The organism is Thermococcus aegaeus (genome assembly GCF_055393685.1).
The window spans coordinates 1287783-1308568 of sequence record NZ_AP042464.1; the positions used below are offsets into that span (position 1 = coordinate 1287783).

Genomic DNA, 20786 nt, shown 5'->3' on the forward strand with positions numbered 1-20786 from the left:
GAGGTGTAAAGAAAATGGAGCCAATAGTTTACGTTGCATTGGGTGCCGCACTTGCGGCAGGTATAGCTGGAGCAGCCTCTTCATTTGGTGTTGGAATTGCTGGAGCTGCGGCAGCAGGAGCAGTTGCAGAAGATGAGAAGAACTTTAGAAATGCCCTGGTGTTGCAAGGTCTCCCAATGACTCAGAGTATTTATGGGTTGATAACCCTGTTCCTAATTGCTCTCGTATCGGGGATACTTGGAGGAGGATTTAAGTTTGCCGAAACTACTACAGAAAACCTCATTAAGGCAGCTATCCTTCTGGGAGCAGGTTTAACCGTTGGACTAACTGGTCTCTCAGCAATTCCTCAGGGTATAATAGCTTCAGCTGGAATTGGAGCAGTTTCAAAGAATCCAAAGACATTCACTCAAGCGATTATATTTGCCGCTATGGCTGAGACAATGGCAATCTTTGGTCTCGTTGGGGCTCTGATCCTCATAATTACGGGAGTTGGCTTCTGAGCCTTCTCCCTATTATTACTAGGAGGAATCCTCAATGGAAGGAGCAAAGCTAATTATCGAAGAGATCAACAGAGAAGCAGAGCTGAAAATAAAGTACATCCTAGAAGAGGCAGAAAAAAAAAGCAGAGGAACTTAGAAAGGAGGCTGAAAAAAGAGCAAAAGCAAAAGCCGAATGGATAATCAGAAAAGCCCAAACACAGGCAGAACTTGAGAAACAAAGAATAATTGCCAATGCAAAGCTTGAGGTCAGAAGGAAGAAGCTTGCACTTCAGGAGGAGCTAATTAATGAGGTTTTAGGGGCATTAAAGGAAAGGCTAACTTCAATACCAGAGGAGGAGTATCTTGAAGTCCTCAAAGAGTTGATTATTCAGGGAATCAAAGAATTAGGAGAGGAAAAAGTAGTAGTGGCTTCAAATAAAGAAACTATATCCCTCTTGAAGAAACACTTGGAAGAGATCAAAAAGGATGCAAAAGAGACGCTCGGAAAGGACGTTGAAATAGAAATAGGAACACCGATAGAGACCATGGGAGGAGTAGTAATATACAATTCCGACAGAAGCATAAGGATAGACAACACATTTGAAGCAAGAATAGAAAGGTTCCAAAGTGATCTCCGCTCCATAATAGCAAAAACCTTGTTTAGGTGAGGAACGTGGAAGTAAGCACCATAACAGCAATTCTCGACACAAGTTTGGCGGTCATATTTACGTGGGTAGCTTACAAAACCGGACAAATTTTGTGGAAGTACACCCCGTACTCATACCCGAACGCTAGAATCCGGGCTATGGAGGCAAGGCTTTTCACAGAGCAAAAGTTCAATGAATTGGCAGAATCAAAGACTCTGAGTAACTTTATTATGAATCTAGAGGATACTGATTACAAGCCATACTTAACTTCTCTCCCAGCTTTAAACTCCGAAAGCATAGATAGAGCTTTTGATAAGGCTTTAGCAGATGTATACGAGCTTCTCCTTAAGATTCTTCCCAAGAGAACCAGAGAATTCTTTAAACTTCTCCTTGAAGAATGGGACGTTAGAAACATCTCTTCTTCTGTTAAAGCAAAGCTAAAGGGAGAGGTGGCCAGGGATTACATAAACGAAATTGGTATGATGGTTGAAAAAGTGAAGGCCATTGCTGAGGCAAAGAGCTTCGAAGAAATACTCGTTATATTAGAGGGGACAGAATATGAAGAACCCTATCAAAAGCTTCTATTAAAGGAGATAACACCGGAGGAGTTTGAAACAGAACTCTACAAAAACCACTATCTGAAGCTCTCTAAGTATGCCGCCTCAAGAAAAGATGAGGAAAAGACAATTCTGCAGGAGTTTGTAAGCTTAAAAATCGATAAGATAAACCTAAGCACAATACTTAGAGGAAAAGCCCATGGAATAGGGGCAGATAAACTTAGAAACTCTCTGATACCGGGGGGTAAGGTCAAGAAGAAGACTCTTGAGGCTCTTGCAAACATGGAAGACGTTGAGATGGTCTTAGCGGAGTTAGACTCCACAGAGTACTCGAGAATAATAAGGGAGTACAGAGAAGAGATATTGGAGGACATTTCGGCATTTGAGAGGGCATTTGACAAGTACATACTTCAGAGAATGGCGGAGCTGACGAGATTTTATCCATTGAGTATTGCAGTACCTTTGAGCTATATCCTTCAAAAAGAAAGCGAAATACGAAAACTCAAGGCAGTAGCAAAGCTAATAGAGGATGGTGTGAGGGCAGAGATCATAAAGAAAGCAGTAGGTGAGCTGCCATGAAAATAGTGGTTCTCGGGGATAAAGACACCACACTTGGTTTTAGGCTTGCAGGGGTTCACGAAGCGTACTCATTTGGAGAAAATATGAACGAGCTGGAAAGAGCAAGAAATAAGCTAAAGGAACTCATAGAAAGGGAAGATGTTGGTATAATCCTGATAACAGAACGGTTAGCTCAAAAAATTGAAATTCCTAGTGTTACTTTCCCGATAATCCTTCAAATTCCTGATAAGTATGGATCACTCTATGGTGAGGAACAGTTGAGGGAAATCGTTAGAAAAGCCATAGGTGTAGAGATAAAGAGGTGAAAAACATGGGAAGGATAGTTAGAGTTACTGGCCCGTTGGTTGTAGCTGATGATATGAGAGGCTCAAGAATGTATGAGGTCGTTAGAGTTGGAGAACTTGGACTTATTGGAGAGATAATTAGGTTGGAAGGAGATAAAGCTGTTATCCAAGTTTATGAAGAAACTGCAGGTGTTAGACCTGGCGAACCCGTTGTTGGAACAGGAGCATCTTTGAGCGTTGAGCTTGGCCCAGGGTTGTTGACTTCAATCTACGATGGAATACAAAGGCCTCTAGAAATCTTGAGAGAGAAGAGTGGGGACTTCATTGGAAGAGGACTTACCGCTCCAGCATTGCCGAGGGACAAGAAGTGGCACTTCACGCCAAAGGTGAAGGTTGGAGATAAGGTGGTAGGTGGGGACATCATTGGTGTAGTTCCTGAAACGAGCATCATAGAGCATAAAATAATGGTACCCCCTGGGATTGAAGGCGAAATAGTGGAGGTCGCTGAAGAGGGAGAATACACAATAGAAGAGGTTATTGCAAAAGTTAAGACCCCCGATGGAGAGATAAAGGAACTTAAGATGTACCAAAGATGGCCAGTTCGTGTGAAAAGGCCATATAAAGAAAAGCTTCCTCCAGAGGTTCCGCTAATCACTGGCCAGAGAACAATCGATACTTTCTTCCCACAGGCCAAGGGAGGTACAGCAGCAATCCCAGGACCATTCGGGAGTGGGAAAACCGTAACACAGCACCAATTGGCCAAATGGAGTGACGCTGAGGTTGTTGTTTATATTGGATGTGGAGAAAGAGGAAATGAGATGACAGATGTTCTTGAAGAGTTCCCTAAGCTCAAAGATCCGAGAACGGGTAAGCCATTAATGGAGAGAACTGTTCTTATAGCAAATACCTCAAACATGCCCGTTGCTGCTAGAGAAGCTTCAATTTACACGGGAATTACAATTGCTGAATACTTTAGAGATATGGGCTATAACGTGGCTCTCATGGCAGACTCAACTTCAAGATGGGCAGAAGCTTTGAGAGAAATCTCAGGAAGACTTGAGGAAATGCCTGGTGAAGAGGGTTACCCAGCATATCTTGCTTCAAAGATAGCTGAATTTTATGAAAGGGCCGGAAGAGTAAAAACTTTAGGAAGCGATGAGAGAATAGGCAGCGTTAGTGTTATAGGAGCGGTATCGCCTCCTGGCGGTGACTTGAGCGATCCAGTTGTACAGAACACTTTAAGAGTCGTTAAGGTCTTCTGGGCACTTGATGCAGATCTGGCAAGAAGGAGGCACTTCCCAGCAATTAACTGGCTTACCAGCTATTCCCTCTATGTGGACTCTATAAAAGACTGGTGGCACAAGAATGTTGATCCGGAATGGAAAGCAATGAGAGATGAGGCAATGGCACTTTTGCAGAAGGAGTCCGAACTTGAAGAGATAGTTAGAATCGTCGGCCCAGATGCCTTGCCAGAGAGAGAAAGAGCCATTCTTCTTGTGGCAAGAATGATTAGAGAGGATTACCTCCAGCAGGACGCTTTTCACGAGGTTGACACTTACTGTCCTCCAAAGAAGCAAATAACAATGATGAGGGTTATATTGAACTTCTATCACTATACCATGAGGGCAATAGATGCAGGAGTTCCGGTTGAAGAGATTGCAAAGCTTCCTGTTAGAGAAGAAATAGGAAGAATGAAGTACAATCCAAACGTTGAGGAAATAGCTTCACTAATAAAGAAGACAGAAGAGCAGTTTGAAGAACTCTTTAAGAAATACGGGGAGTGATAAAAATGCCTGGAATGGAGTATTCCACAATAAGCAAGATTTACGGTCCTTTGATGATAGTTCAAGGCGTTAAGGGAGTAGCCTACGGTGAAGTTGTGGAAATAGAAGTCGAGGGTGGAGAAAAAAGAAAGGGGCAGGTGTTAGAGGCGAGAGAAGACTTGGCTATTGTTCAGGTTTTCGAAGGGACTAGAGATCTAGACGTGAAGACTACAAGGGTTAGGTTTACGGGAGAAACGCTTAAAGTTCCGGTTTCCATGGATATGCTTGGAAGAATATTCAATGGTATCGGCGAGCCAATAGACAGTGGACCCGAGATAATTCCTGAGGATAGGAGAGACGTTCATGGAGCTCCTTTGAACCCTGTGGCAAGGGCATATCCAAGAGATTTCATTCAAACCGGTATATCGGCAATAGATGGAATGAACACCCTTGTTAGGGGTCAAAAGCTCCCAATATTTAGCGGTAGTGGTTTACCCCACAACATGCTCGCGGCACAAATTGCAAGACAGGCAAAAGTTTTAGGAGAAGAGGAGCAGTTCGCTGTGGTGTTTGCTGCAATGGGTATCACCTATGAGGAAGCAAACTTCTTCAAAGAGAGCTTTGAAGAAACAGGGGCAATTGAGAGGGCTGTGCTGTTCTTAAACCTTGCAGACGATCCAGCAATTGAGCGTATCATCACCCCGAGAATGGCCCTTACAGTCGCTGAATACTTGGCATTTGATTATGATATGCAAGTCTTAGTTATTTTGACTGACATGACTAACTATGCAGAGGCTTTGCGTGAGATTTCAGCGGCAAGAGAAGAAGTTCCCGGAAGAAGAGGATACCCCGGATACATGTACACTGACTTGGCAACTATTTATGAGAGAGCTGGTAGGGTTAGGGGAAGAAAAGGAAGTATAACTCAAATGCCAATACTCACAATGCCTGATGATGACATTACTCACCCAATCCCGGATCTTACAGGGTATATCACCGAGGGACAGATAGTTTTGAGCAGAGACCTCCATAGAAAGGGCATTTATCCACCAATTGACGTTCTCCCAAGCCTTAGCAGATTAATGAAGGATGGTATAGGAAGAGGAAGAACAAGAGAAGATCACTCCCAGTTAAGCCAGCAGCTTTATGCAGCCTATGCAGAAGGTAGAAGCCTAAGGGATCTTGTGGCAGTTGTAGGTGAAGAAGCTCTAAGTGAAACCGATAGAAAATACCTTGAATTTGCGGACAGATTTGAGAGGGAGTTCGTTGCTCAGGGATATGACGAAGACAGAGGGATATTTGAGACTCTAGATCTCGGATGGGATCTCTTATCAATACTGCCAGAATCAGAGCTCAAGAGAGTAGAGAGGAAGTACATAGAGAAATATCATCCAAAATACAGGCACTCCTCCTGACTTCTTTTATTTTGAGGTGAGCTAAATGACGAAGATACTGAAGGTCAAGCCAACCCGAATGGAGCTTTTAAGACTAAAGAGGAGAATAAAACTGGCTGAAAAAGGACATAAGATTCTCAAAGAGAAGCAAGATGCTCTTATCATGGAGTTCTTCACAATATACGATGAGGCTCTAGCACTGAGAAGAGAGCTCAATCAGAAAATAGCAGAAGCATTTGAACAGCTTAGATTAGCCGAGATAGATGCTGGAATTGTAAGGCTTAGCGAGATAGCTCTTAGTGTAAGGCCAAATAAGGAGATAGATATTAAAAAAAGAAACATTATGGGGGTGCCTGTACCTTTAATTGAAGCAGAGGGATTTAAGAGAGATCCCAGTGAGAGAGGTTATGCTTTTGTTTCAAGCTCCTCCAAGGTCGATATTGCCTCCGAGAAATTTGAAGAAGTACTTGAGCTGGCCATAAGGCTGGCTGAAGTTGAGGAAACATTGAAGAGACTTGCTAGAGAGATAGAAAAAACAAAGAGGAGAGTTAACGCTCTGGAATACATTATTATCCCGAGAATGAGAGAAACTGTAAAATACATCAGTCAGCACCTTGATGAAATGGAGAGGGAGAACTTCTTCAGGTTAAAGAGAGTTAAGGCTCTTCTTGAAGCTAAAGCTCAGGGTTAGTTACCTTTTTATCTTTTTATTGAGATTCTTCTCTGGTGAGAAATATGACGCTCAAGTTGTTCTATCTTGACCCCTACCTAAGAGAGGCTTCTGCAAGGATAGAAGCTGTCGAGCTTAATGGGAAAACTATTAGGGTGAAGCTGGACAGAACAATTTTCTACCCAGAAGGGGGAGGACAGCCCAGCGATAGAGGGGTTATAAAAGGGGAGGAATTCCGAATTGAAGTCGAAAAGGTTGAGGGAAAAGACGAGATATGGCACGAGGGAAGGTTAAAAGGCAAAATTCCAAGAGTGGGTGAAGAAGTCTTTCTTGAACTGGATTGGGAATGGAGATATGAAAATATGAGGCAACATACCGGTCAGCACATTTTATCTGCAGTTCTAAAAAGGATGTACAACAGTGACACTGCAGGTTTTCAGATTTTTCCTGAGTATAATAAAATAGAAATCAACTTTGATGAAGAACTTACGTGGGAGCACGTTTTGGCTGCCGAATTGGAGGCAAATGAAATTGTTTGGGCAAACCTTCCTGTGGAGGTTAAAGAATATGACCAGCTTCCAGACGACATACGGGGAATCCTTAGAAAAGACATTCCAAAGGATGTAAAAGGCAGAATAAGGATTGTAAAAATTGGGGATATTGATGTAATACCATGTGGAGGAACGCATGTCAAGAACACCAGTGAGGTTGGATTCATAAAAGTTCTCAACTTTTATAGAAAAACCAAAACCATCTGGCGTGTGGAATTTGCATGCGGATACAGGGCATTAATACACACAGACAAGCTTCTAGAAGATTACTGGAATAGTCTCAACATGATGTCCAACAAAAACAGACCTCTGGTTAATAGGGTGGAAGAGCTTAAAGAGAACATAAAAATGCTCGAGGAAGAGAAAACTGCACTTAGGAGAGAACTCTGGGAATGGAAAAGCAAAGCGCTACTCTCCAGAGCAGAGGAGATAAATGGGATAAAACTTGTCTCCCATGTTGAGAACGTAGATATGAAAGACGCCCAGGCATTCGTCGTTTACTTGGTTGATAAAAACCCAAATGTAGTTGCCATGATAGTTGGACAAAACTACTTAATCTTAGCAAAAAATAAGGATGTAACAGGAGTTTCAATGAACGAAGTTCTTCAAGAAGTTATTAAATTAGTTGGTGGCGGTGGAGGAGGGAGTGAAATTTTAGCAAGAGGGGGAGGCTTTAAGAAAACCCCCGAAGAAGTTCTTGAAGTTGCAGAGAGAGTGTTAAAAGAAAAGCTAAAAGGCTAAAGCCACTTGGGCTTTAATCCTGCCCATATCCTCATCTTTTCGTGAGCTATTATCCTGGGGATATTGCCCTTCTCCCTTGGTCCTGGGTTTTTCATATAGAAGGCGTTGACCTCATAGACGGTTCCAAATTCCTTCTTCTCTACTGCCATTTTGCCCAATCTTACTAAATCTGCTAACAATCCAGCCAAAGCTGGGCTATCGTTGATTCTCCCAGTTATCACGAGCTCATCTACCGCGCCATTGAAGCTGACGTACTCGATGTGCATGGCAATGAACTTTTTGTCCCCTAATGGTTCAAGGAATCCTGTGGGTTTGATATAATGGGGAGCTTCATAACCAAGGAGATCTTTAACAACACTTGATTTAGTGAATTCCTTGCTTTTATTCCTCTCTTTGTCTGTCAGAGCCAGAAAATCTGTGTTGCCACCGATGTTAAACTGAGCTATGTCTCTAACGTATCTGTTCCTCTGAGCTAGGTGAGCTAGGATGTCAGCTGTTAGGGGTGTTGCTCCTGTGGCTCCATCATCGCCAAAAATGACTAAGTTGCTTTCTTTAGCAAGCTCTACAAATGCAGGATCGTTTGCTATTAGAGTGGGAATAGCGTTCACAAAAGCTGCTCCTCCCTTTTCCTTTGCATATAGGGAAGCAGCATAAGCGTAGACCTGAGTTGCAGTCAATCTTTCCCTCTCGTCGTTTTCAACAGCTTTTATTAGTTCTTCTTTGTTTCCAAATGGAACAAAAGCCTCCGTGGTACAAACGTTGACTATAACATCCACATCGAGAGTTTTCCATTCTTCGACAAGTTTTTCAACAGCTTCTTTAAGAGTCATTCTGTCTTCGAGCCCCTCAGCCTTTATGGGGAGGTTTCTTAAGCTCCTAAGGTGAATTCCTTTTCTTACAGTTATGTTCTTGAGGGCTTCTGGGATTTTGCCATTCCAGTAGTTCTTTACCACTTCATACAAGGACTTCCCTATTTTATTCTTGTCAACATCATAGCTTCCGACGATTTCTATGTCTTCGACTTTTATTGGGAGCTCGTTCTGAAGGGGAATTCCGTAGTAGCCAAGTTCTCCTGTTTTTATTCTTTCAACTCCAAGAGCGAAGATGCTCCCCACGTATCCCTGGCCTAATATTACAACACGAACCATGTTTTCACCCCATTGTTGTTATTTTATAAATATTAAATATTTTTTGGTTTGTAATCTTTTATGGCCATATATAACACTTTCGGTGGTGTATATGCTAGGCCTCGACTAAAGTTACATAAAGTTTATAAAATCTGAGTCCCAAAATATCACCGGTAGCCTTGCTACCATACCTCCAATTATAATAAGCTTATGCCACTTTTGGCATCTTGAATCCCAGAGAGTTTTTTCGAGGTGGTGGCTGTGAAGGGAAAAATGGGAATATTGCTGGCAATGGTGGTACTTTTTGGAGTGATCGCCAGTGGGTGCATTGGTTCACAGAAGACCTCAGAAACCAGAACTACAAGCGTTGAGCTAACAGGAGATTTTGTGAAGGATGTCTTGGCAATAGGCAAGGCACTCGAAAGCAATGGAGTAAATGAAGTAAAATTCTCTGCATGGGGATCTGGAGATCCCAACAGCGTGATGAGAGTTTATGGGATTGTAGAAGCGGCGAGAAGGATAAACAAAGTTTGGGAAGAAAATGGGGTTAACGTAAAGATAACGATAACGGATACACACTATGTTGCTTCTTTCCAAGATGCCTACCAAGAATATCTCAGCAAACAACCTCTAGGACAAGCTGGAGATTTCTTTGTGAATTCTTATGCATTTCTACCGACTCTTGCAGACGAAGGCTACATTCTTGATATAACCGAATACGCAAATGCATACAAAAGTGTGATAGAGGACTTCTATCCCTCACTCATTGAGGCGTCAAAATTCAATGGGAAGCTGTACGGTCTACCTCAGGACACAGAAGCTAGGCCTCTATACATAAGGAAAGACGTTGCAGCAAAAATAGGCTTTAACTTGGAGGGAATTGAAGAAAAAGTTAAGAACGGAGAATTCACATGGAGCGATGTTTACTATTGGGCTAAAAAAGCAAAGGAAAGCGGAGTAGAGTGGGGCTTGATACACAGAAAAGGATCCGCACATCCAGACTTAATTCAGTTTATCTTTGCCTTTGGCGGCAAACTGTACAATGAAGACTCTGGGAAGCTTGTGTTAGATGTTCCAGCAGTTTACAAGTGGCTTTATGTAGAGTGGAAGTTTGCCCAAGATGGATTGCTCCCCAAGGACATAATGAGCTGGGACTGGGCAAAGCAGATTCATCCTGCAATAGTTGAAGGAAGAACTCTGTTCGACATAGGTGGTACATGGTATTGGACAGAATGGCAGACCAAGGAATATTATGGAAAAGAAGGCACTCCGAGACCATTGAAACCTGAAGAAGTTCAGGCTTGGTTTGCTTACACCTTATTCCCGGCCGGAGAGAAGGGTCTAAAGCCTGTAACACTCAGCCAGCCATTTGTTTGGATGATAAATTCCAAGGCCGGTCAGCAAAATCCAAAGTACGATGAGCTCAAGGATCTCTATCACAAATTAGCATTCTTAATGATAATAAAGGCAAGTGATCCCGACATAAACGCGATTCACAGTGTGATAAGTGCTCATCTGCCAGTGAGGAAAGAAGCCGCAAAGTTGATTAGTGATGAGAAGTGGCTTAACGACCTGAAGAGTCTCAACCTCGATCTCGATCCTCAAGTCAAAGATAATATAAAGGACATTGTTGCCACCACAGTGCACCCAATAAACGCCAAGTTCCTTGCCGATGTGAGCTATATGTTAGAGTACACAAAACTAGCCCCAGCACATCCAAAGTATCCAGCATTGGCTGATATCTTCAAAGAAGCAGTGGATAAGGTATTAAGAGGTGAAATGACGCCAGAAGAAGGTGTTAACTACATTATCCAAAAAATCAATGCAGATCCAGAATTAGCCCAGAACGTTGAAGTAATAGGAGAAATTCCAAAGGACTGGAAATTCCCATGAGGTGGAGACTATGAAAGGAGAAAAGCTTCGAAACATTTCCTTTTTTCTTTCTCCCATGATTATAATGGTTGGTTTATTTTATCTGATCCCCCTAATATTCACAGTTTACATAAGCTTTACCAAAATGAGGAACTGGAATATTGAGAGGTATTTGACCGAGGTTGTAGGTTTTTACAATTATCAGAGGCTCTTTCATATGTTCCAGCATGACCCGCTGGTGAGAACTATTCTCTTAACTACCGTTGTTTTTGTGGGTATAACCCTTATTATAAACGTTTTTGGCGGTCTTCTCCTAGCTTTAGGGACATTTTTCATAAATGAGAGCTCGGCTTCAACTATTAGGCTTCTGTGGTTGTTGCCAAGAATGTCTCCCATAGCTGTTTACAGTTTGGTATGGTACTACTTCTTTCATGGGAGTAACATCGGCACTTTGAATTCTATCCTTATGAAGCTTGGTGTGGTTTCTCAACCCATTCCATGGGGCCAAATAGTTCCTTGGGGAGCTTGGAGTATAATTATCTTTGTTAATGGCCTTGTGGGAGTTAGCTTTGGTATGATAGTCTTCACGTCTGCTTTAAATCAGATACCAAAGGAGCTTGTTATAGCGGCGAGGGTTGATGGTGCCTCGGCATGGCAGATTTCCAGAAAAATCTTGGTTCCAATGATGAGATGGCACTTTCTGTACGTATTAACTTGGCAGTTCTTGAGCTTATTGACGACCTATCCTCACTTATTCCTTCTTGTTCAGTGGGATCTGGTAAGCAGAGACTACGGCACAACACTTGCCCTCTATGTTTACAATACTGCATTTGGAAGAGGGGAGCAAGACCAAGGTTTGGCAGCTGCAGCAGCAGTGTTGCTCTCTATAATCGGTATTATCGGGGGATTTGTTACCTTAAAAGTGCTCCAGTTTGAGAAAATGATTCATGAACCTAGGGGGGATATAGAATGAGAGATGTTGAAACAAGGCCAAAGAGGGGCGAGTGGATAATAATCATTACAATACTCTTTGCAAGTCTTCCACTAATACTGGGATTTGCACTTTTGGTTATTTCAAGCTTTAGCAAGGATATGGTTACTAATTTGAGCCTTAGCTCTTTTAGACCTACAATTGAGAACTGGATAAACGTTTTTCAAGGAAGATTGGCAATAACTGGAGGGATAAGGCAGAATATCCTAAAAATAACTCTGAATACCCTTGTAGTTGCTCTTGGGGTTTCAGGCATAGTTACCTTAATCAGCACACTTGCCGGGTACTCTCTTTCGAGAATGAAATTTAGGGGAAGAAAATTAATGATGCTTCTCCTTCTCATGCTCCATGCTTTCCCGGGAGTTGCTTTAATTGTGGGTGTTTATTTGCTGTATAGGCTGACCTTTCCTCAAGAGCCCTCCTTTGTGAGGCTCTACTCTTTCTTTTATGTAATTCTTGCTAGGGCAGCCCTTGAGATACCAATGTCTGTTTGGCTTATGAAGGGATTCTTCGATACAATTCCATGGGAGTTTGAATGGTCGGGAATAATAGACGGTGCTTCAAGGATAAGAGTATGGCGACAGATAATGTTGCCACTAATAAAGCCCGGAATACTTGCAGTTGCATTGTTTGGATTTTTAGCAGGCTGGCAGGATTTGATCTACGTTAGAACCTTTCTGATTGATCAGACACTTGCAACGTTTATAGAAGCAAATATTGAAGCTGAGTACTCACACATGCCATTGATAGCTGCTGCTGGGACTTTGTATCTCTTACCTACCATCATGTTTTTCCTCACAGCCCAGCAGTTGCTTCTCCAAGGCTATTCAGGAGGAATAAAGGGGTGAGAGGAGATGGTTAGGATAACCCTAGATAGAATAACCAAAAAGTTTGGCAACTTCACGGCACTTGACAACATAACCTTGGAAATCGAAGACAAAGAATTTATGGCCCTGCTTGGCCCCTCTGGAAGCGGCAAGTCAACTCTACTTTACACAATAGCTGGGATATACAAACCTACAACTGGAAGAATATATTTTGACGGAAGAGACGTTACTGAAGTCCCACCAAAGGACAGAAATGTCGGCCTGGTTTTCCAGAACTGGGCCCTTTATCCACATATGAGGGTTTTTAAAAATATTGCATTCCCTCTTGAGCTCAAAAAAGCTCCTAAAGAGGAGATAGAAAAGAAAGTTAGGGAAGTTGCAAAGATGCTTCATATAGATCACCTCCTAGACAGATATCCCTGGCAGCTTAGTGGTGGTCAGCAGCAGAGGGTTGCTATAGCTAGGGCTCTCGTCAAAGAACCAGATGTTCTGTTGCTTGATGAGCCTTTGAGTAATCTGGATGCTCTCTTAAGGTTAGAAGTTAGAGCAGAACTTAAGAGATTGCAGAAAGAGTTAGGCATTACTGCCGTTTATGTTACCCATGACCAGGCAGAAGCTCTTGCAATGGCTGATAGAATAGCGATTATAAGAGAAGGAAAAATCTTGCAGGTTGGAGAACCGGATGAGGTATACTACAAACCCATGTACAAGTTTGTGGCGGGATTTTTAGGAAGCCCCCCTATGAATTTTGTTGAAGCAGAAGTAGAGGGGGATATGCTTAGGATATATCAGAGTAGACTCCCTGTGCCTAGGCAGTATAAAGAGATCATTAAAAAATTGAACATAACAGAAGTGCTCTTTGGATTCAGGCCACATGATGCGGAAATAGTGAGGGGTGAAAGAGAGGGCATTAGAGGGGAAGTTTACTCATTTGAGCCCTTAGGAAGGGAGCAGATAGTTACAGTAGCAGTTGACAGTGACGTCTTTGTCAAGGTTTTTGCTCCTGAGGGGGAGCACTTTAGATTTGGGGAGAAAGTTACAATAATACCAAATGAAGATAGGATAATCCTCTTTGACAAAAAAACAGAAAAAGCTTTGGAATATCTCTGATTTCCAAAATTTTTTAAAAGGTCTATTTAACTATTTTTCAAAAATGTAAAGAGGGTCAAAAATGAGGGTTGCAGTACTTTTTTCTGGAGGAAAGGACTCCACATATGCCCTCTACTGGGCTTTGAGAAAAGGATTTGAGGTTAAATACCTCGTGAGCATGCATTCTGAGAGTGATGAGAGCTATATGTATCACGTTCCTAATATCCATCTCACAGAGCTTCAAGCAAGGGCTATTGGAATCCCTATCGTCAAGGGCTTTACAAAAGGAGAGAAGGAGAGAGAAGTTGAAGATTTGAAGAGGGTTCTGGAGGGGTTAAAAATAGATGGGATCGTCGCTGGGGCATTGGCGAGCCAGTATCAAAAGGAAAGGGCTGAACGAATTGTTGAGGAGCTTGGAATAAAGCTTTTTGCACCTTTCTGGAAGGCCGACCCCGAGAAATACATGAGAACTCTAATTTTAGATGGCTTTGACATAGTCATAGTGGGAGTTTCAGCCTATGGGCTAGATGAAAGATGGTTGGGGAGAAAAATAGACGAAAAAGCTCTTGAAGAGCTAAAGGTGCTTAATGAGAAGTATAAAGTTCATATTGCGGGTGAAGGGGGGGAATTTGAAACTTTTGTTAGGGATGCACCATTTTTCAAGGCAAGAGTAGTTTTTGATGAAACTGAAAAAATATGGGATGCTTATACGGGCTCAGGAGTATTGATAGTCAAAAGGGCTCATTTGGAACCGAAAAGGTGAAAAGAGATGAGAATAGTCTCTGCAGATACCGGGGGAGCAGTATTGGATGAAAATTATAATCCTATTGGTCTAATAGCAACTGCGGCTGTTCTTGTGGAGAAGCCATATAGGACTGCGAAGTTGAGCATCGTAAAGTACTCTAACCCCTTTGAGTATGATCTCAGTGGAAGGAAAGCGCTGAAGGATGAGGCTTTTTTGGCATTAAAGCTCGCAAGAAAAGTAAAGCCAGATGTTATTCACTTAGACTCTAGTCTTGGCGGAATAGAAGTCAGAAAACTTGATGATCCGACAATAGATGCATTGAGAATATCTGATAGAGGGAAAGCAATATGGCACGAGCTAAGCAAAGATCTACAGCCATTAGCAAAGAGATTTTGGGAAGAGACCGGAATTGAGATCTTAGCTATAGGCAAAGAAAGTGTTGCTGTCAGAATAGCAGAGCTTTATGCCGGGATTTATTCCGTGAAGTGGGGAATTGATTATGCGATGAAGGAAGGCTTTGTGAGAATTGGGCTTCCAAGATACATGACGGTTGAGATAGAGGAAACTAAAATACGGGGGAAGAGTCTTGATCCTAGAGAAGGGGGTCTTTACGGGGAAATACCTATAGAAAAGGGGGATTTTGAATGGCAAGTTTATCCGAACCCTATAGCGAGAACATTTATGGTTTTTGAGGCTAAAATCTAAAGATTTTCGATTTTCCTAGTTTTTCTCCGAACTATAAGTTTTATAGGCTTAAAACGAAGAGATTGTGGTGGTGAGCATGGAAATTGCTAATTCAAGCTCCTCAATGGTTATGAAGTCACCAAATAGGAAACTCCTCATGGGAAACGAGGCAATCGCATATGGAGCACTTGAAAGCGGTATCTCATTTGCAACAGGTTACCCTGGAACGCCTTCTACGGAGGTCATTGAAACAATAGCAAAACTAAATCCTGAAATCTTTGCTGAATGGGCACCAAATGAGAAAGTAGCACTTGAAGAAGCTGCGGGAGTTGCTTATGCAGGTCTTAGAGCACTTGTGACAATGAAGTGCGTTGGTCTTAACGTTGCTGCTGATCCTCTAATGAGCCTCGCCTATTCTGGTGTGGAAGGGGGACTTGTCATTTTAGTTGCCGACGATCCGGGACCACATACATCTCAAACAGAGCAGGATGATAGGTATTATGGAAAGCTTGCTTTACTCCCTGTTCTAGAGCCTGCAGACGTTCAAGAAGCTCATGACCTAATAAAGTACGCATATGAATTAAGTGAGAAGTACAAAGTACCCGTTATTTTCAGGACAACTACCAGAGTAAATCACACCACCGCTGATGTCGAGGTTGGAGAGTTCCTTAGGCTTGACAGAAAGCCAAAGTTTGAAAAGGACATTCAAAGATACGTAAGAGCTTCTATGAAGGGCAATCTTGAGAGACATAAATGGCTGAATAGAACACTAAAAGAAATTGAGGCTGAATTTGAGAGTTTGAGCTTTAATTGGGTTGAAGGAGAAGGTGAAATTGGGATCATAGCTGAGGGAGCCCCCTATAATTACGTGAAGGAAGTTGTTTCAAAGCTTGGAGAGAAATTTAAGATACTTAAGATATCAACTCCTCATCCTCTGCCAAGGAGGCTTATTGTTGAGTTCTTGAAAGGGGTCAAAAAAGCTATAGTTGTGGAGGATGGTGCACCATTTTTGGAGGAGGAGATAAAAATAATAGCCTATGAAGAAGGGATAAGAGTCCCTATATATGGCAAACGCACTGGACATTTGCCTTTAGAGGGTGAACTAACCCCCAGATTAGTCAGGAACGCCCTCTTAAAACTTCTCGATAAGGAGGGGGAAGAATACATAAAGCCTATAGAAGTTGAGGAAGCCGAAAATTTAGCTCCATCGAGGCCCCCCACAATGTGCCCCGGATGCCCACACAGGGGGTCCTATAGGGCTTTACTTGATGCTCTTAGGGAGTTAAAGTTCAAAAAAGATGAAGTTCCAATTCATGGCGATATAGGGTGCTATGCACTCTCCTTACTGCCACCGCTGGAAGCTATATGGACCGAATACGTTATGGGGGCCAGCATAAGCCTCGCAAATGGTCAGAGCATAGCCATGGGTAAAAAGATAATAGCGACCATCGGAGATTCTACGTTTTTCCACAATGGAATTCAGCCCTTGATAGATGCAGTCTACAAAAACTTGGATGTTCTGGTAATGATACTCGACAACAGAACAACTGCAATGACCGGTCATCAACCTCACCCCGGCACGGGAGAGAGCGAAACAGGAAGAAAGTTCAACGAGATAGATATTGAAGGCCTTGTAAAAGCACTTGGGATAAAGTACGTGAAGACTGTTGACCCATATGACTTAAAAGCCACTAAGGAAGCTATAAAAGAGGCAATGCAGGTCAAAGGTCCGGCAGTGATAATAGCGAGGAGAGAATGCATAATTCCAGTGATTAGAAGGGGAGAGATTGGAGAAATACCGGTGGTCATTGAGGAGAAGTGTACTGGATGTAAGGCTTGTGCTCTGTTAACAGGCTGCCCAGCGCTCGTGTTTGATAGGGAAGCAGGGAAGATGAGAATAGATCCATTGATATGCACTGGCTGTGGGCTTTGCGAACAGCTCTGTCCTTTTGATGCGATTGTTTATCCACGCAAGGAGTGATTCTATTTCTTTTTATACCATTTATCGTCGTAGAAATACTTTCCATGAGCTTCCGCATATGCTTCGCTTGATCTTCTCCAAACTATAAAACCATAAGCCGCTGCTACTATGAGGAACATGAGTCCAACTTCAAGTCCATACGTTTTTATTAATCTTGCAATCCCAAGTGCAGGTATTGCAAAAAGCCCAATAATAACAAGCGCCATTATTCCAAGGAGAATTTTGTATCCATATCTTTCCATAAAGAGATCAAAATCCATTTCCCTCACCTCTTTGACTGCATGATTTTTCCGTGAGCGGTTTCGTGAGACTTTCTATATTCGGTAATTATCCTCTTTGAGCTTCTAAGGATTATCGCAACTGCAATGGAAACACCTACTACCAATATCCAATAGGCCAGTTCTTCCTTTCCAATGGCTACCAAGTAGAAGAAGAGGTAGTTTGTGGATAATAGCAGAGCCAGTGCCGTTATTATTATCAAAACCTTATACCCATACTGTTCCATAAATAAACCAAAGTCCATTAGCATCTACCTCCTCCACCTGTACCAATATCTACCAAAAATTCCTCCCACAGTCGGCCGGGTCTTATAGACAATTCCTCCAATAGCTATCCCAAGGAGGATTATAAATAACAGTGTTTGAGCAGCCTCGGAGAATCTCCCCCTTAATAAATCCGGTAATGCAGGCGCAATTAGCACTGCTCCGACTACTCCAAAAGCGATTCCGAACATTATGATGAGGAGGACTTTGTATCCATACCTCTCCATAAATAGTTCGAAATCCATGAGTATCCTCAATATTGACTTTTTCAATCAACTTTAAATAATTTACTTGATTATTATCAACGGTGTGAAAGATGAAGATAAAAGAACTATTAGAATTGGTTGATGAGGCAATAGCGAATGTAAAGATAGCTATAGTCAGCAACAAGCAGAGGATTTTCGAGAGCCCCCATACTTCCTGGGAGTTTACAAAGAGGTCTCTTGAGCTGGAGGATGAGCTTGAGAGGCTAAACAAAATAAAGGATTATCTATCATCATTTGAACCAGAGGAAGATGCTGAGAAAAAGTTTTCAAAGGAAGAACTAGAAGAGTTGCTAGAATACTTGATACTTCTAAGGGAGATGAGGACTCATGAATTTTAAAGAGATCGAGAAAAAAGTTGTAAAGTTTAGGGATGAAAGAGTTTGGAAAAAATACCATACTCCAAAAAATCTTGCAATTTCTCTAGTTGTTGAGGTAGGGGAGCTTTTGGAGCACTTTCAGTGGAAAACCAATGAGGAGATACTTCAAAGTGTCAAAGACCCAAAGAAGAAGGAGAAAATTGCTGATGAGATGGCTGATGTGGTAATATATCTCACCCTTCTGGCCCATGAGCTTAACATTGATCTTGATGAAGCTATAGAGAGAAAATTGAAAAAGAACGAAGAGAAATATCCTGCAAAGGTAATAAGAGTAGAGGAGATTGTTAAGGAGCTAGGAGGAGAGATAATAGAACCTCAAGGGGAGGTAAAAAGTGTAAAGCAGGTTGTTGAGCTCTTAGGAATTAATCCGGAGAACATTATAAAATCCTTAGTTTTCATTGTAAATGAGAATGAACCTCTTCTGGTCATAGTAGATGGAAAATCAAAGGCAAGCCTGGAGAAACTAAAAAACATTTTTGGAAACGTCAGGATGGCAAAACCAAAGGAAGTGGAAGAGATTACTGGCTACAAAATTGGAGAAGTCCCTCCAGTGGGAGTTCCCATAAAGACCGTGGTGGATAGGAGAGTTATTGAAAAAGAGTTTGTAGTTGGTGGAGGAGGGAGGATAGACAGGTTAAGCAAGTTAAGCCCAAAGAAAATTGTGGAATTTCAAAAAGCCGAGGTTTTAGATGTAAGCGAATAGTCTTTTTAATATTTCTTTTTCTCTGGACGTGAGTCGGTTTTTGATCCATTTTCCTTTTAAACTTAGATTCTCGTCTTCAACATCTAAAACTGCTTTTCTTATTCCTCCTCGCGGGAAATTTGTGTCCCCTTTATATCTTGGGATCACATGAACGTGAAGATGAGCCACTGTTTGGCCTGCTACTTCTCCAAGGTTTATCCCAACGTTGAAGCCATCTGGCTTTAGAGCTTCACTTAGCTTCTCAATTGCCAGTTCTACACCTTTCATTATGGCTATTTTCTCTTCTTCCTTAAGTTCCCTCCAATTTTCAACATGGCTTTTTGGAACTATAAGAAGGTGTCCCTTGTTTGCGGGGAAGGAGTCTATGAGAATCCTAACGTGTTTGTTTTCATAGAGCAAAACCTCTTTAGATGGGTTGCAAAATGGACAATCCATATTTCCACCTCAATGTTATAAGGAAAAAGAATTAAAAATTTGTGGCAGATGATGAGCTTGGCCGCTTCCGAGCGGTGAGGATAAATCTCGGTACTGATGCCTATTTTAAAAACTCCACCGCTTTGTCTATGTCGTTCTTGTATGCCCTGAGGTATCTTTTACAAGCATTTTCCCATGTAAAAACCTTGGTTCTTTTCTTTCCATTTTGGCGCATTTTTTCAATTAACTGGGGGTTCTCTTCTCTGAACTTGGCCATCCTTATAATGGCCTGAGCGAGGGCATTTGGATCCCTTGGGAGAACTAGCAATCCAGTAGCATTTTCTTTGTCTTCATCTAGGCTTATTATGGTATCTTTTATTCCGCCCACAGCGGATCCTATAGGAATTGCCCCTAGGCACATGGCCTCCATCTGAACTAAACCAAAGGGCTCAAAGTAGGAAGGAACTAACACGAAGTCAACACTACCGTATAGCTCCCTTGTGAATTCTCTTCTCAGCATTTCAGTTATTACCTTTATGTTCTCTGGATATTTTGCCCCTAAAGTGTGGGCCCAGCGTTCGAGCTCAGGATCTCCTTTTCCGATTATTATGAAGCGCATTTTCGAGAATTCAGAGGGATAGCTTTGTGCAATGAATTCAATAGCTTTTAAAAGTGTGTCGACACCCTTCTGCCCTCTGTCAAATCTGCCTATGAACATAAAAGTAATTCCGTCCTTTAGGCCCAGATTTTCCAAAATTTTCTTTCTCCTTTCTTCTCTTGGTAAATCTCTGTTTTCAAGAAGCTCCTCGTTCCAAAAGTCGCATGCTATTCCATTGTAGACATAGGTGGCCTTTCCTTCAAAGTTCTTGTAAAAATTCCATTCTTCCCAAAGATAGCTTCTGCTTACTGTTGTTACCACATCCGCTATGTATGCACCAACGTACTCTGGATCGATGTCCGGATACGGAGCGAGCTCGCCTAAGTGGGCTTCATGGAAATAGTGGGCTGGAACTTTGGATTTATTGAGCCTGTGGATTGTAAAGACTGCTGGAATCTGGAAGTACTTCTTAATTAAAGCTCCAGCAAAGACTGTATGCCAGTCATGGAAATGTAACACATCCGGTTTTCCTTCCTTTTCTATTAGATGGTTCAGCAGACCAACACTTGCTTTTCCAAACTGAACTGCTTTACCAAGCATTCCTTCCCATCCAGGACCATAGACATCTTTATTGTCGAGCAAGTTGCTACTTAGAGCGAATACCCTAACCCCCTTTTGAATTCTTTCGTATACACTTATCTTCTCTTTACCACCATAAACATTGATATCAAACTCAAGAAGTTTTTTTCCATCGATATGGCCATGAGATGGTGTAAAGACCCAAACTTCATTGTCGAGCTTTGCTAAAGTTTCTGCAATACTGGTAATAGCCTCTGCAAGCCCACCAACTTTTACTGGCAAGTATTCAAATCCAAGCATTAGTATTTTCATGTTGATTCACCTTT

22 protein-coding genes and 1 pseudogene are annotated in these 20786 nt (G+C 42.0%); 17 read left to right on the forward strand and 6 right to left on the reverse strand.

All coding sequences use genetic code 11. From position 1 onward, the window contains the following. The first annotated feature begins 14 nt into the window (after positions 1-14). The 8 genes and pseudogenes from ACZ5NL_RS06990 to ACZ5NL_RS07025 all read left to right on the forward strand — a co-directional run bounded on the left by ACZ5NL_RS06990 (position 15) and on the right by ACZ5NL_RS07025 (position 7665). A complete protein-coding gene (locus tag ACZ5NL_RS06990) occupies positions 15-500 on the forward strand; it encodes a V-type ATP synthase subunit K (protein ID WP_252742679.1) in 486 nt (161 codons plus the stop codon). A gap of 34 nt (positions 501-534) precedes the next feature. Next, a pseudogene (locus ACZ5NL_RS06995) lies at positions 535-1147 on the forward strand (V-type ATP synthase subunit E). 5 nt (positions 1148-1152) lie between these two features. Then, positions 1153-2262 carry a V-type ATP synthase subunit C gene (locus ACZ5NL_RS07000; protein ID WP_464841570.1) on the forward strand — a complete coding sequence of 370 codons (1110 nt, stop codon included), beginning with the start codon at positions 1153-1155 and terminating at the stop codon, positions 2260-2262. Continuing rightward, positions 2259-2567, forward strand: coding sequence for a V-type ATP synthase subunit F (locus ACZ5NL_RS07005; protein ID WP_464841572.1), 309 nt, complete (start codon positions 2259-2261; stop codon positions 2565-2567). The genes ACZ5NL_RS07000 and ACZ5NL_RS07005 overlap by 4 nt, the downstream gene beginning before the upstream one ends. A gap of 5 nt (positions 2568-2572) precedes the next feature. Further along, a complete protein-coding gene (locus ACZ5NL_RS07010; protein ID WP_464841574.1) occupies positions 2573-4330 on the forward strand; it encodes an ATP synthase subunit A in 1758 nt (585 codons plus the stop codon). Between the two features lie 5 nt (positions 4331-4335). Beyond that, positions 4336-5724, forward strand: a complete 1389-nt coding sequence (locus tag ACZ5NL_RS07015; protein ID WP_464841575.1) for an ATP synthase subunit B — start codon at positions 4336-4338, stop codon at positions 5722-5724. Between the two features lie 25 nt (positions 5725-5749). Continuing rightward, positions 5750-6394: a V-type ATP synthase subunit D gene (locus tag ACZ5NL_RS07020; protein WP_464841577.1), complete on the forward strand. Its 645-nt coding sequence runs from the start codon at positions 5750-5752 to the stop codon at positions 6392-6394. 44 nt (positions 6395-6438) lie between these two features. After that, on the forward strand, positions 6439-7665 hold the full coding sequence (locus ACZ5NL_RS07025) for an alanyl-tRNA editing protein (RefSeq protein WP_464841578.1): 1227 nt from the start codon (positions 6439-6441) through the stop codon (positions 7663-7665). On the opposite strand, the gene ACZ5NL_RS07030 is transcribed toward ACZ5NL_RS07025, so the two are convergent. After that, on the reverse strand, positions 7662-8813 hold the full coding sequence (locus tag ACZ5NL_RS07030; protein WP_464841580.1) for an inositol-3-phosphate synthase: 1152 nt from the start codon (positions 8811-8813) through the stop codon (positions 7662-7664). The genes ACZ5NL_RS07025 and ACZ5NL_RS07030 overlap by 4 nt on opposite strands. 252 nt (positions 8814-9065) lie before the next feature. On the opposite strand from ACZ5NL_RS07030, the gene ACZ5NL_RS07035 reads away from it, so the two are divergent. The 7 genes from ACZ5NL_RS07035 (at position 9066) to iorA (ending at position 16981) form a co-directional block, all read left to right on the forward strand. Continuing rightward, positions 9066-10685, forward strand: coding sequence for an ABC transporter substrate-binding protein (locus ACZ5NL_RS07035; protein ID WP_464843379.1), 1620 nt, complete (start codon positions 9066-9068; stop codon positions 10683-10685). 10 nt (positions 10686-10695) lie between these two features. After that, positions 10696-11637 carry a carbohydrate ABC transporter permease gene (locus ACZ5NL_RS07040; protein WP_464841581.1) on the forward strand — a complete coding sequence of 314 codons (942 nt, stop codon included), beginning with the start codon at positions 10696-10698 and terminating at the stop codon, positions 11635-11637. Continuing rightward, complete coding sequence (locus ACZ5NL_RS07045) at positions 11634-12503, forward strand: carbohydrate ABC transporter permease (protein ID WP_464841582.1); 870 nt, start codon at positions 11634-11636, stop codon at positions 12501-12503. Before ACZ5NL_RS07040 ends, ACZ5NL_RS07045 begins: the two co-directional genes overlap by 4 nt. Before the next feature lie 6 nt (positions 12504-12509). After that, on the forward strand, positions 12510-13592 hold the full coding sequence (locus tag ACZ5NL_RS07050) for an ABC transporter ATP-binding protein (RefSeq protein WP_464841584.1): 1083 nt from the start codon (positions 12510-12512) through the stop codon (positions 13590-13592). 61 nt (positions 13593-13653) lie between these two features. Beyond that, positions 13654-14334, forward strand: a complete 681-nt coding sequence (locus ACZ5NL_RS07055) for a diphthine--ammonia ligase (protein WP_464841585.1) — start codon at positions 13654-13656, stop codon at positions 14332-14334. Between the two features lie 6 nt (positions 14335-14340). Continuing rightward, positions 14341-15021, forward strand: coding sequence for a DUF4152 family protein (locus ACZ5NL_RS07060; protein WP_464841587.1), 681 nt, complete (start codon positions 14341-14343; stop codon positions 15019-15021). 76 nt (positions 15022-15097) lie between these two features. Further along, entirely contained in the window at positions 15098-16981 is a 1884-nt protein-coding gene (iorA, locus tag ACZ5NL_RS07065) for an indolepyruvate ferredoxin oxidoreductase subunit alpha (protein WP_464841589.1), read from the forward strand. Positions 16982-16983: 2 nt separating this feature from the next. Here the strand turns inward: iorA and ACZ5NL_RS07070 are convergent, their stop codons facing one another. From ACZ5NL_RS07070 to ACZ5NL_RS07080, 3 genes are read right to left on the reverse strand one after another with little or no spacing between them, the layout of a single operon-like run. Continuing rightward, positions 16984-17241, reverse strand: coding sequence for a hypothetical protein (locus ACZ5NL_RS07070; protein ID WP_464841590.1), 258 nt, complete (start codon positions 17239-17241; stop codon positions 16984-16986). Positions 17242-17246: 5 nt separating this feature from the next. Next, positions 17247-17510, reverse strand: a complete 264-nt coding sequence (locus tag ACZ5NL_RS07075; protein ID WP_464841591.1) for a hypothetical protein — start codon at positions 17508-17510, stop codon at positions 17247-17249. Continuing rightward, complete coding sequence (locus ACZ5NL_RS07080) at positions 17511-17768, reverse strand: hypothetical protein (RefSeq protein WP_464841593.1); 258 nt, start codon at positions 17766-17768, stop codon at positions 17511-17513. Positions 17769-17839: 71 nt separating this feature from the next. Between ACZ5NL_RS07080 and ACZ5NL_RS07085 the strand changes: the two genes are divergently transcribed. Both ACZ5NL_RS07085 and ACZ5NL_RS07090 read left to right on the forward strand, forming a co-directional pair. Next, positions 17840-18127 carry a hypothetical protein gene (locus ACZ5NL_RS07085; protein ID WP_464841594.1) on the forward strand — a complete coding sequence of 96 codons (288 nt, stop codon included), beginning with the start codon at positions 17840-17842 and terminating at the stop codon, positions 18125-18127. Beyond that, positions 18117-18869, forward strand: a complete 753-nt coding sequence (locus tag ACZ5NL_RS07090) for a YbaK/EbsC family protein (protein ID WP_464841596.1) — start codon at positions 18117-18119, stop codon at positions 18867-18869. Before ACZ5NL_RS07085 ends, ACZ5NL_RS07090 begins: the two co-directional genes overlap by 11 nt. Here ACZ5NL_RS07090 and ACZ5NL_RS07095 read toward each other — a convergent pair. Together ACZ5NL_RS07095 and ACZ5NL_RS07100 are read right to left on the reverse strand one after the other, a co-directional pair. Further along, a complete protein-coding gene (locus ACZ5NL_RS07095) occupies positions 18852-19304 on the reverse strand; it encodes an HIT family protein (RefSeq protein WP_464841597.1) in 453 nt (150 codons plus the stop codon). The genes ACZ5NL_RS07090 and ACZ5NL_RS07095 overlap by 18 nt on opposite strands. A 100-nt stretch (positions 19305-19404) precedes the next feature. Then, positions 19405-20772, reverse strand: coding sequence for a glycogen/starch synthase (locus tag ACZ5NL_RS07100; protein WP_464841599.1), 1368 nt, complete (start codon positions 20770-20772; stop codon positions 19405-19407). Positions 20773-20786: the final 14 nt, after the last annotated feature.

What these genes read in the sequence shown, in the direction of transcription:
- ACZ5NL_RS07050 (WP_464841584.1), top strand. Translation starts at nt 12,510, where the DNA reads ATGGTTAGGATAACCCTAGATAGAATAACCAAAAAGTTTGGCAACTTC.
- ACZ5NL_RS07045 (WP_464841582.1), top strand. Translation starts at nt 11,634, where the DNA reads ATGAGAGATGTTGAAACAAGGCCAAAGAGGGGCGAGTGGATAATAATC.
- ACZ5NL_RS07090 (WP_464841596.1), top strand. Translation starts at nt 18,117, where the DNA reads ATGAATTTTAAAGAGATCGAGAAAAAAGTTGTAAAGTTTAGGGATGAA.
- ACZ5NL_RS07020 (WP_464841577.1), top strand. Translation starts at nt 5,750, where the DNA reads ATGACGAAGATACTGAAGGTCAAGCCAACCCGAATGGAGCTTTTAAGA.
- ACZ5NL_RS07095 (WP_464841597.1), bottom strand. Translation starts at nt 19,304, where the DNA reads ATGGATTGTCCATTTTGCAACCCATCTAAAGAGGTTTTGCTCTATGAA.
- ACZ5NL_RS07060 (WP_464841587.1), top strand. Translation starts at nt 14,341, where the DNA reads ATGAGAATAGTCTCTGCAGATACCGGGGGAGCAGTATTGGATGAAAAT.
- ACZ5NL_RS07015 (WP_464841575.1), top strand. Translation starts at nt 4,336, where the DNA reads ATGCCTGGAATGGAGTATTCCACAATAAGCAAGATTTACGGTCCTTTG.
- ACZ5NL_RS07055 (WP_464841585.1), top strand. Translation starts at nt 13,654, where the DNA reads ATGAGGGTTGCAGTACTTTTTTCTGGAGGAAAGGACTCCACATATGCC.
- ACZ5NL_RS07070 (WP_464841590.1), bottom strand. Translation starts at nt 17,241, where the DNA reads ATGGATTTTGATCTCTTTATGGAAAGATATGGATACAAAATTCTCCTT.
- ACZ5NL_RS07100 (WP_464841599.1), bottom strand. Translation starts at nt 20,772, where the DNA reads ATGAAAATACTAATGCTTGGATTTGAATACTTGCCAGTAAAAGTTGGT.
- ACZ5NL_RS07035 (WP_464843379.1), top strand. Translation starts at nt 9,066, where the DNA reads ATGGGAATATTGCTGGCAATGGTGGTACTTTTTGGAGTGATCGCCAGT.
- ACZ5NL_RS07080 (WP_464841593.1), bottom strand. Translation starts at nt 17,768, where the DNA reads ATGGATTTCGAACTATTTATGGAGAGGTATGGATACAAAGTCCTCCTC.
- ACZ5NL_RS06990 (WP_252742679.1), top strand. Translation starts at nt 15, where the DNA reads ATGGAGCCAATAGTTTACGTTGCATTGGGTGCCGCACTTGCGGCAGGT.
- ACZ5NL_RS07010 (WP_464841574.1), top strand. Translation starts at nt 2,573, where the DNA reads ATGGGAAGGATAGTTAGAGTTACTGGCCCGTTGGTTGTAGCTGATGAT.
- ACZ5NL_RS07030 (WP_464841580.1), bottom strand. Translation starts at nt 8,813, where the DNA reads ATGGTTCGTGTTGTAATATTAGGCCAGGGATACGTGGGGAGCATCTTC.
- ACZ5NL_RS07040 (WP_464841581.1), top strand. Translation starts at nt 10,696, where the DNA reads ATGAAAGGAGAAAAGCTTCGAAACATTTCCTTTTTTCTTTCTCCCATG.
- ACZ5NL_RS07025 (WP_464841578.1), top strand. Translation starts at nt 6,439, where the DNA reads ATGACGCTCAAGTTGTTCTATCTTGACCCCTACCTAAGAGAGGCTTCT.
- ACZ5NL_RS07075 (WP_464841591.1), bottom strand. Translation starts at nt 17,510, where the DNA reads ATGCTAATGGACTTTGGTTTATTTATGGAACAGTATGGGTATAAGGTT.
- ACZ5NL_RS07005 (WP_464841572.1), top strand. Translation starts at nt 2,259, where the DNA reads ATGAAAATAGTGGTTCTCGGGGATAAAGACACCACACTTGGTTTTAGG.
- ACZ5NL_RS07085 (WP_464841594.1), top strand. Translation starts at nt 17,840, where the DNA reads ATGAAGATAAAAGAACTATTAGAATTGGTTGATGAGGCAATAGCGAAT.
- iorA (WP_464841589.1), top strand. Translation starts at nt 15,098, where the DNA reads ATGGAAATTGCTAATTCAAGCTCCTCAATGGTTATGAAGTCACCAAAT.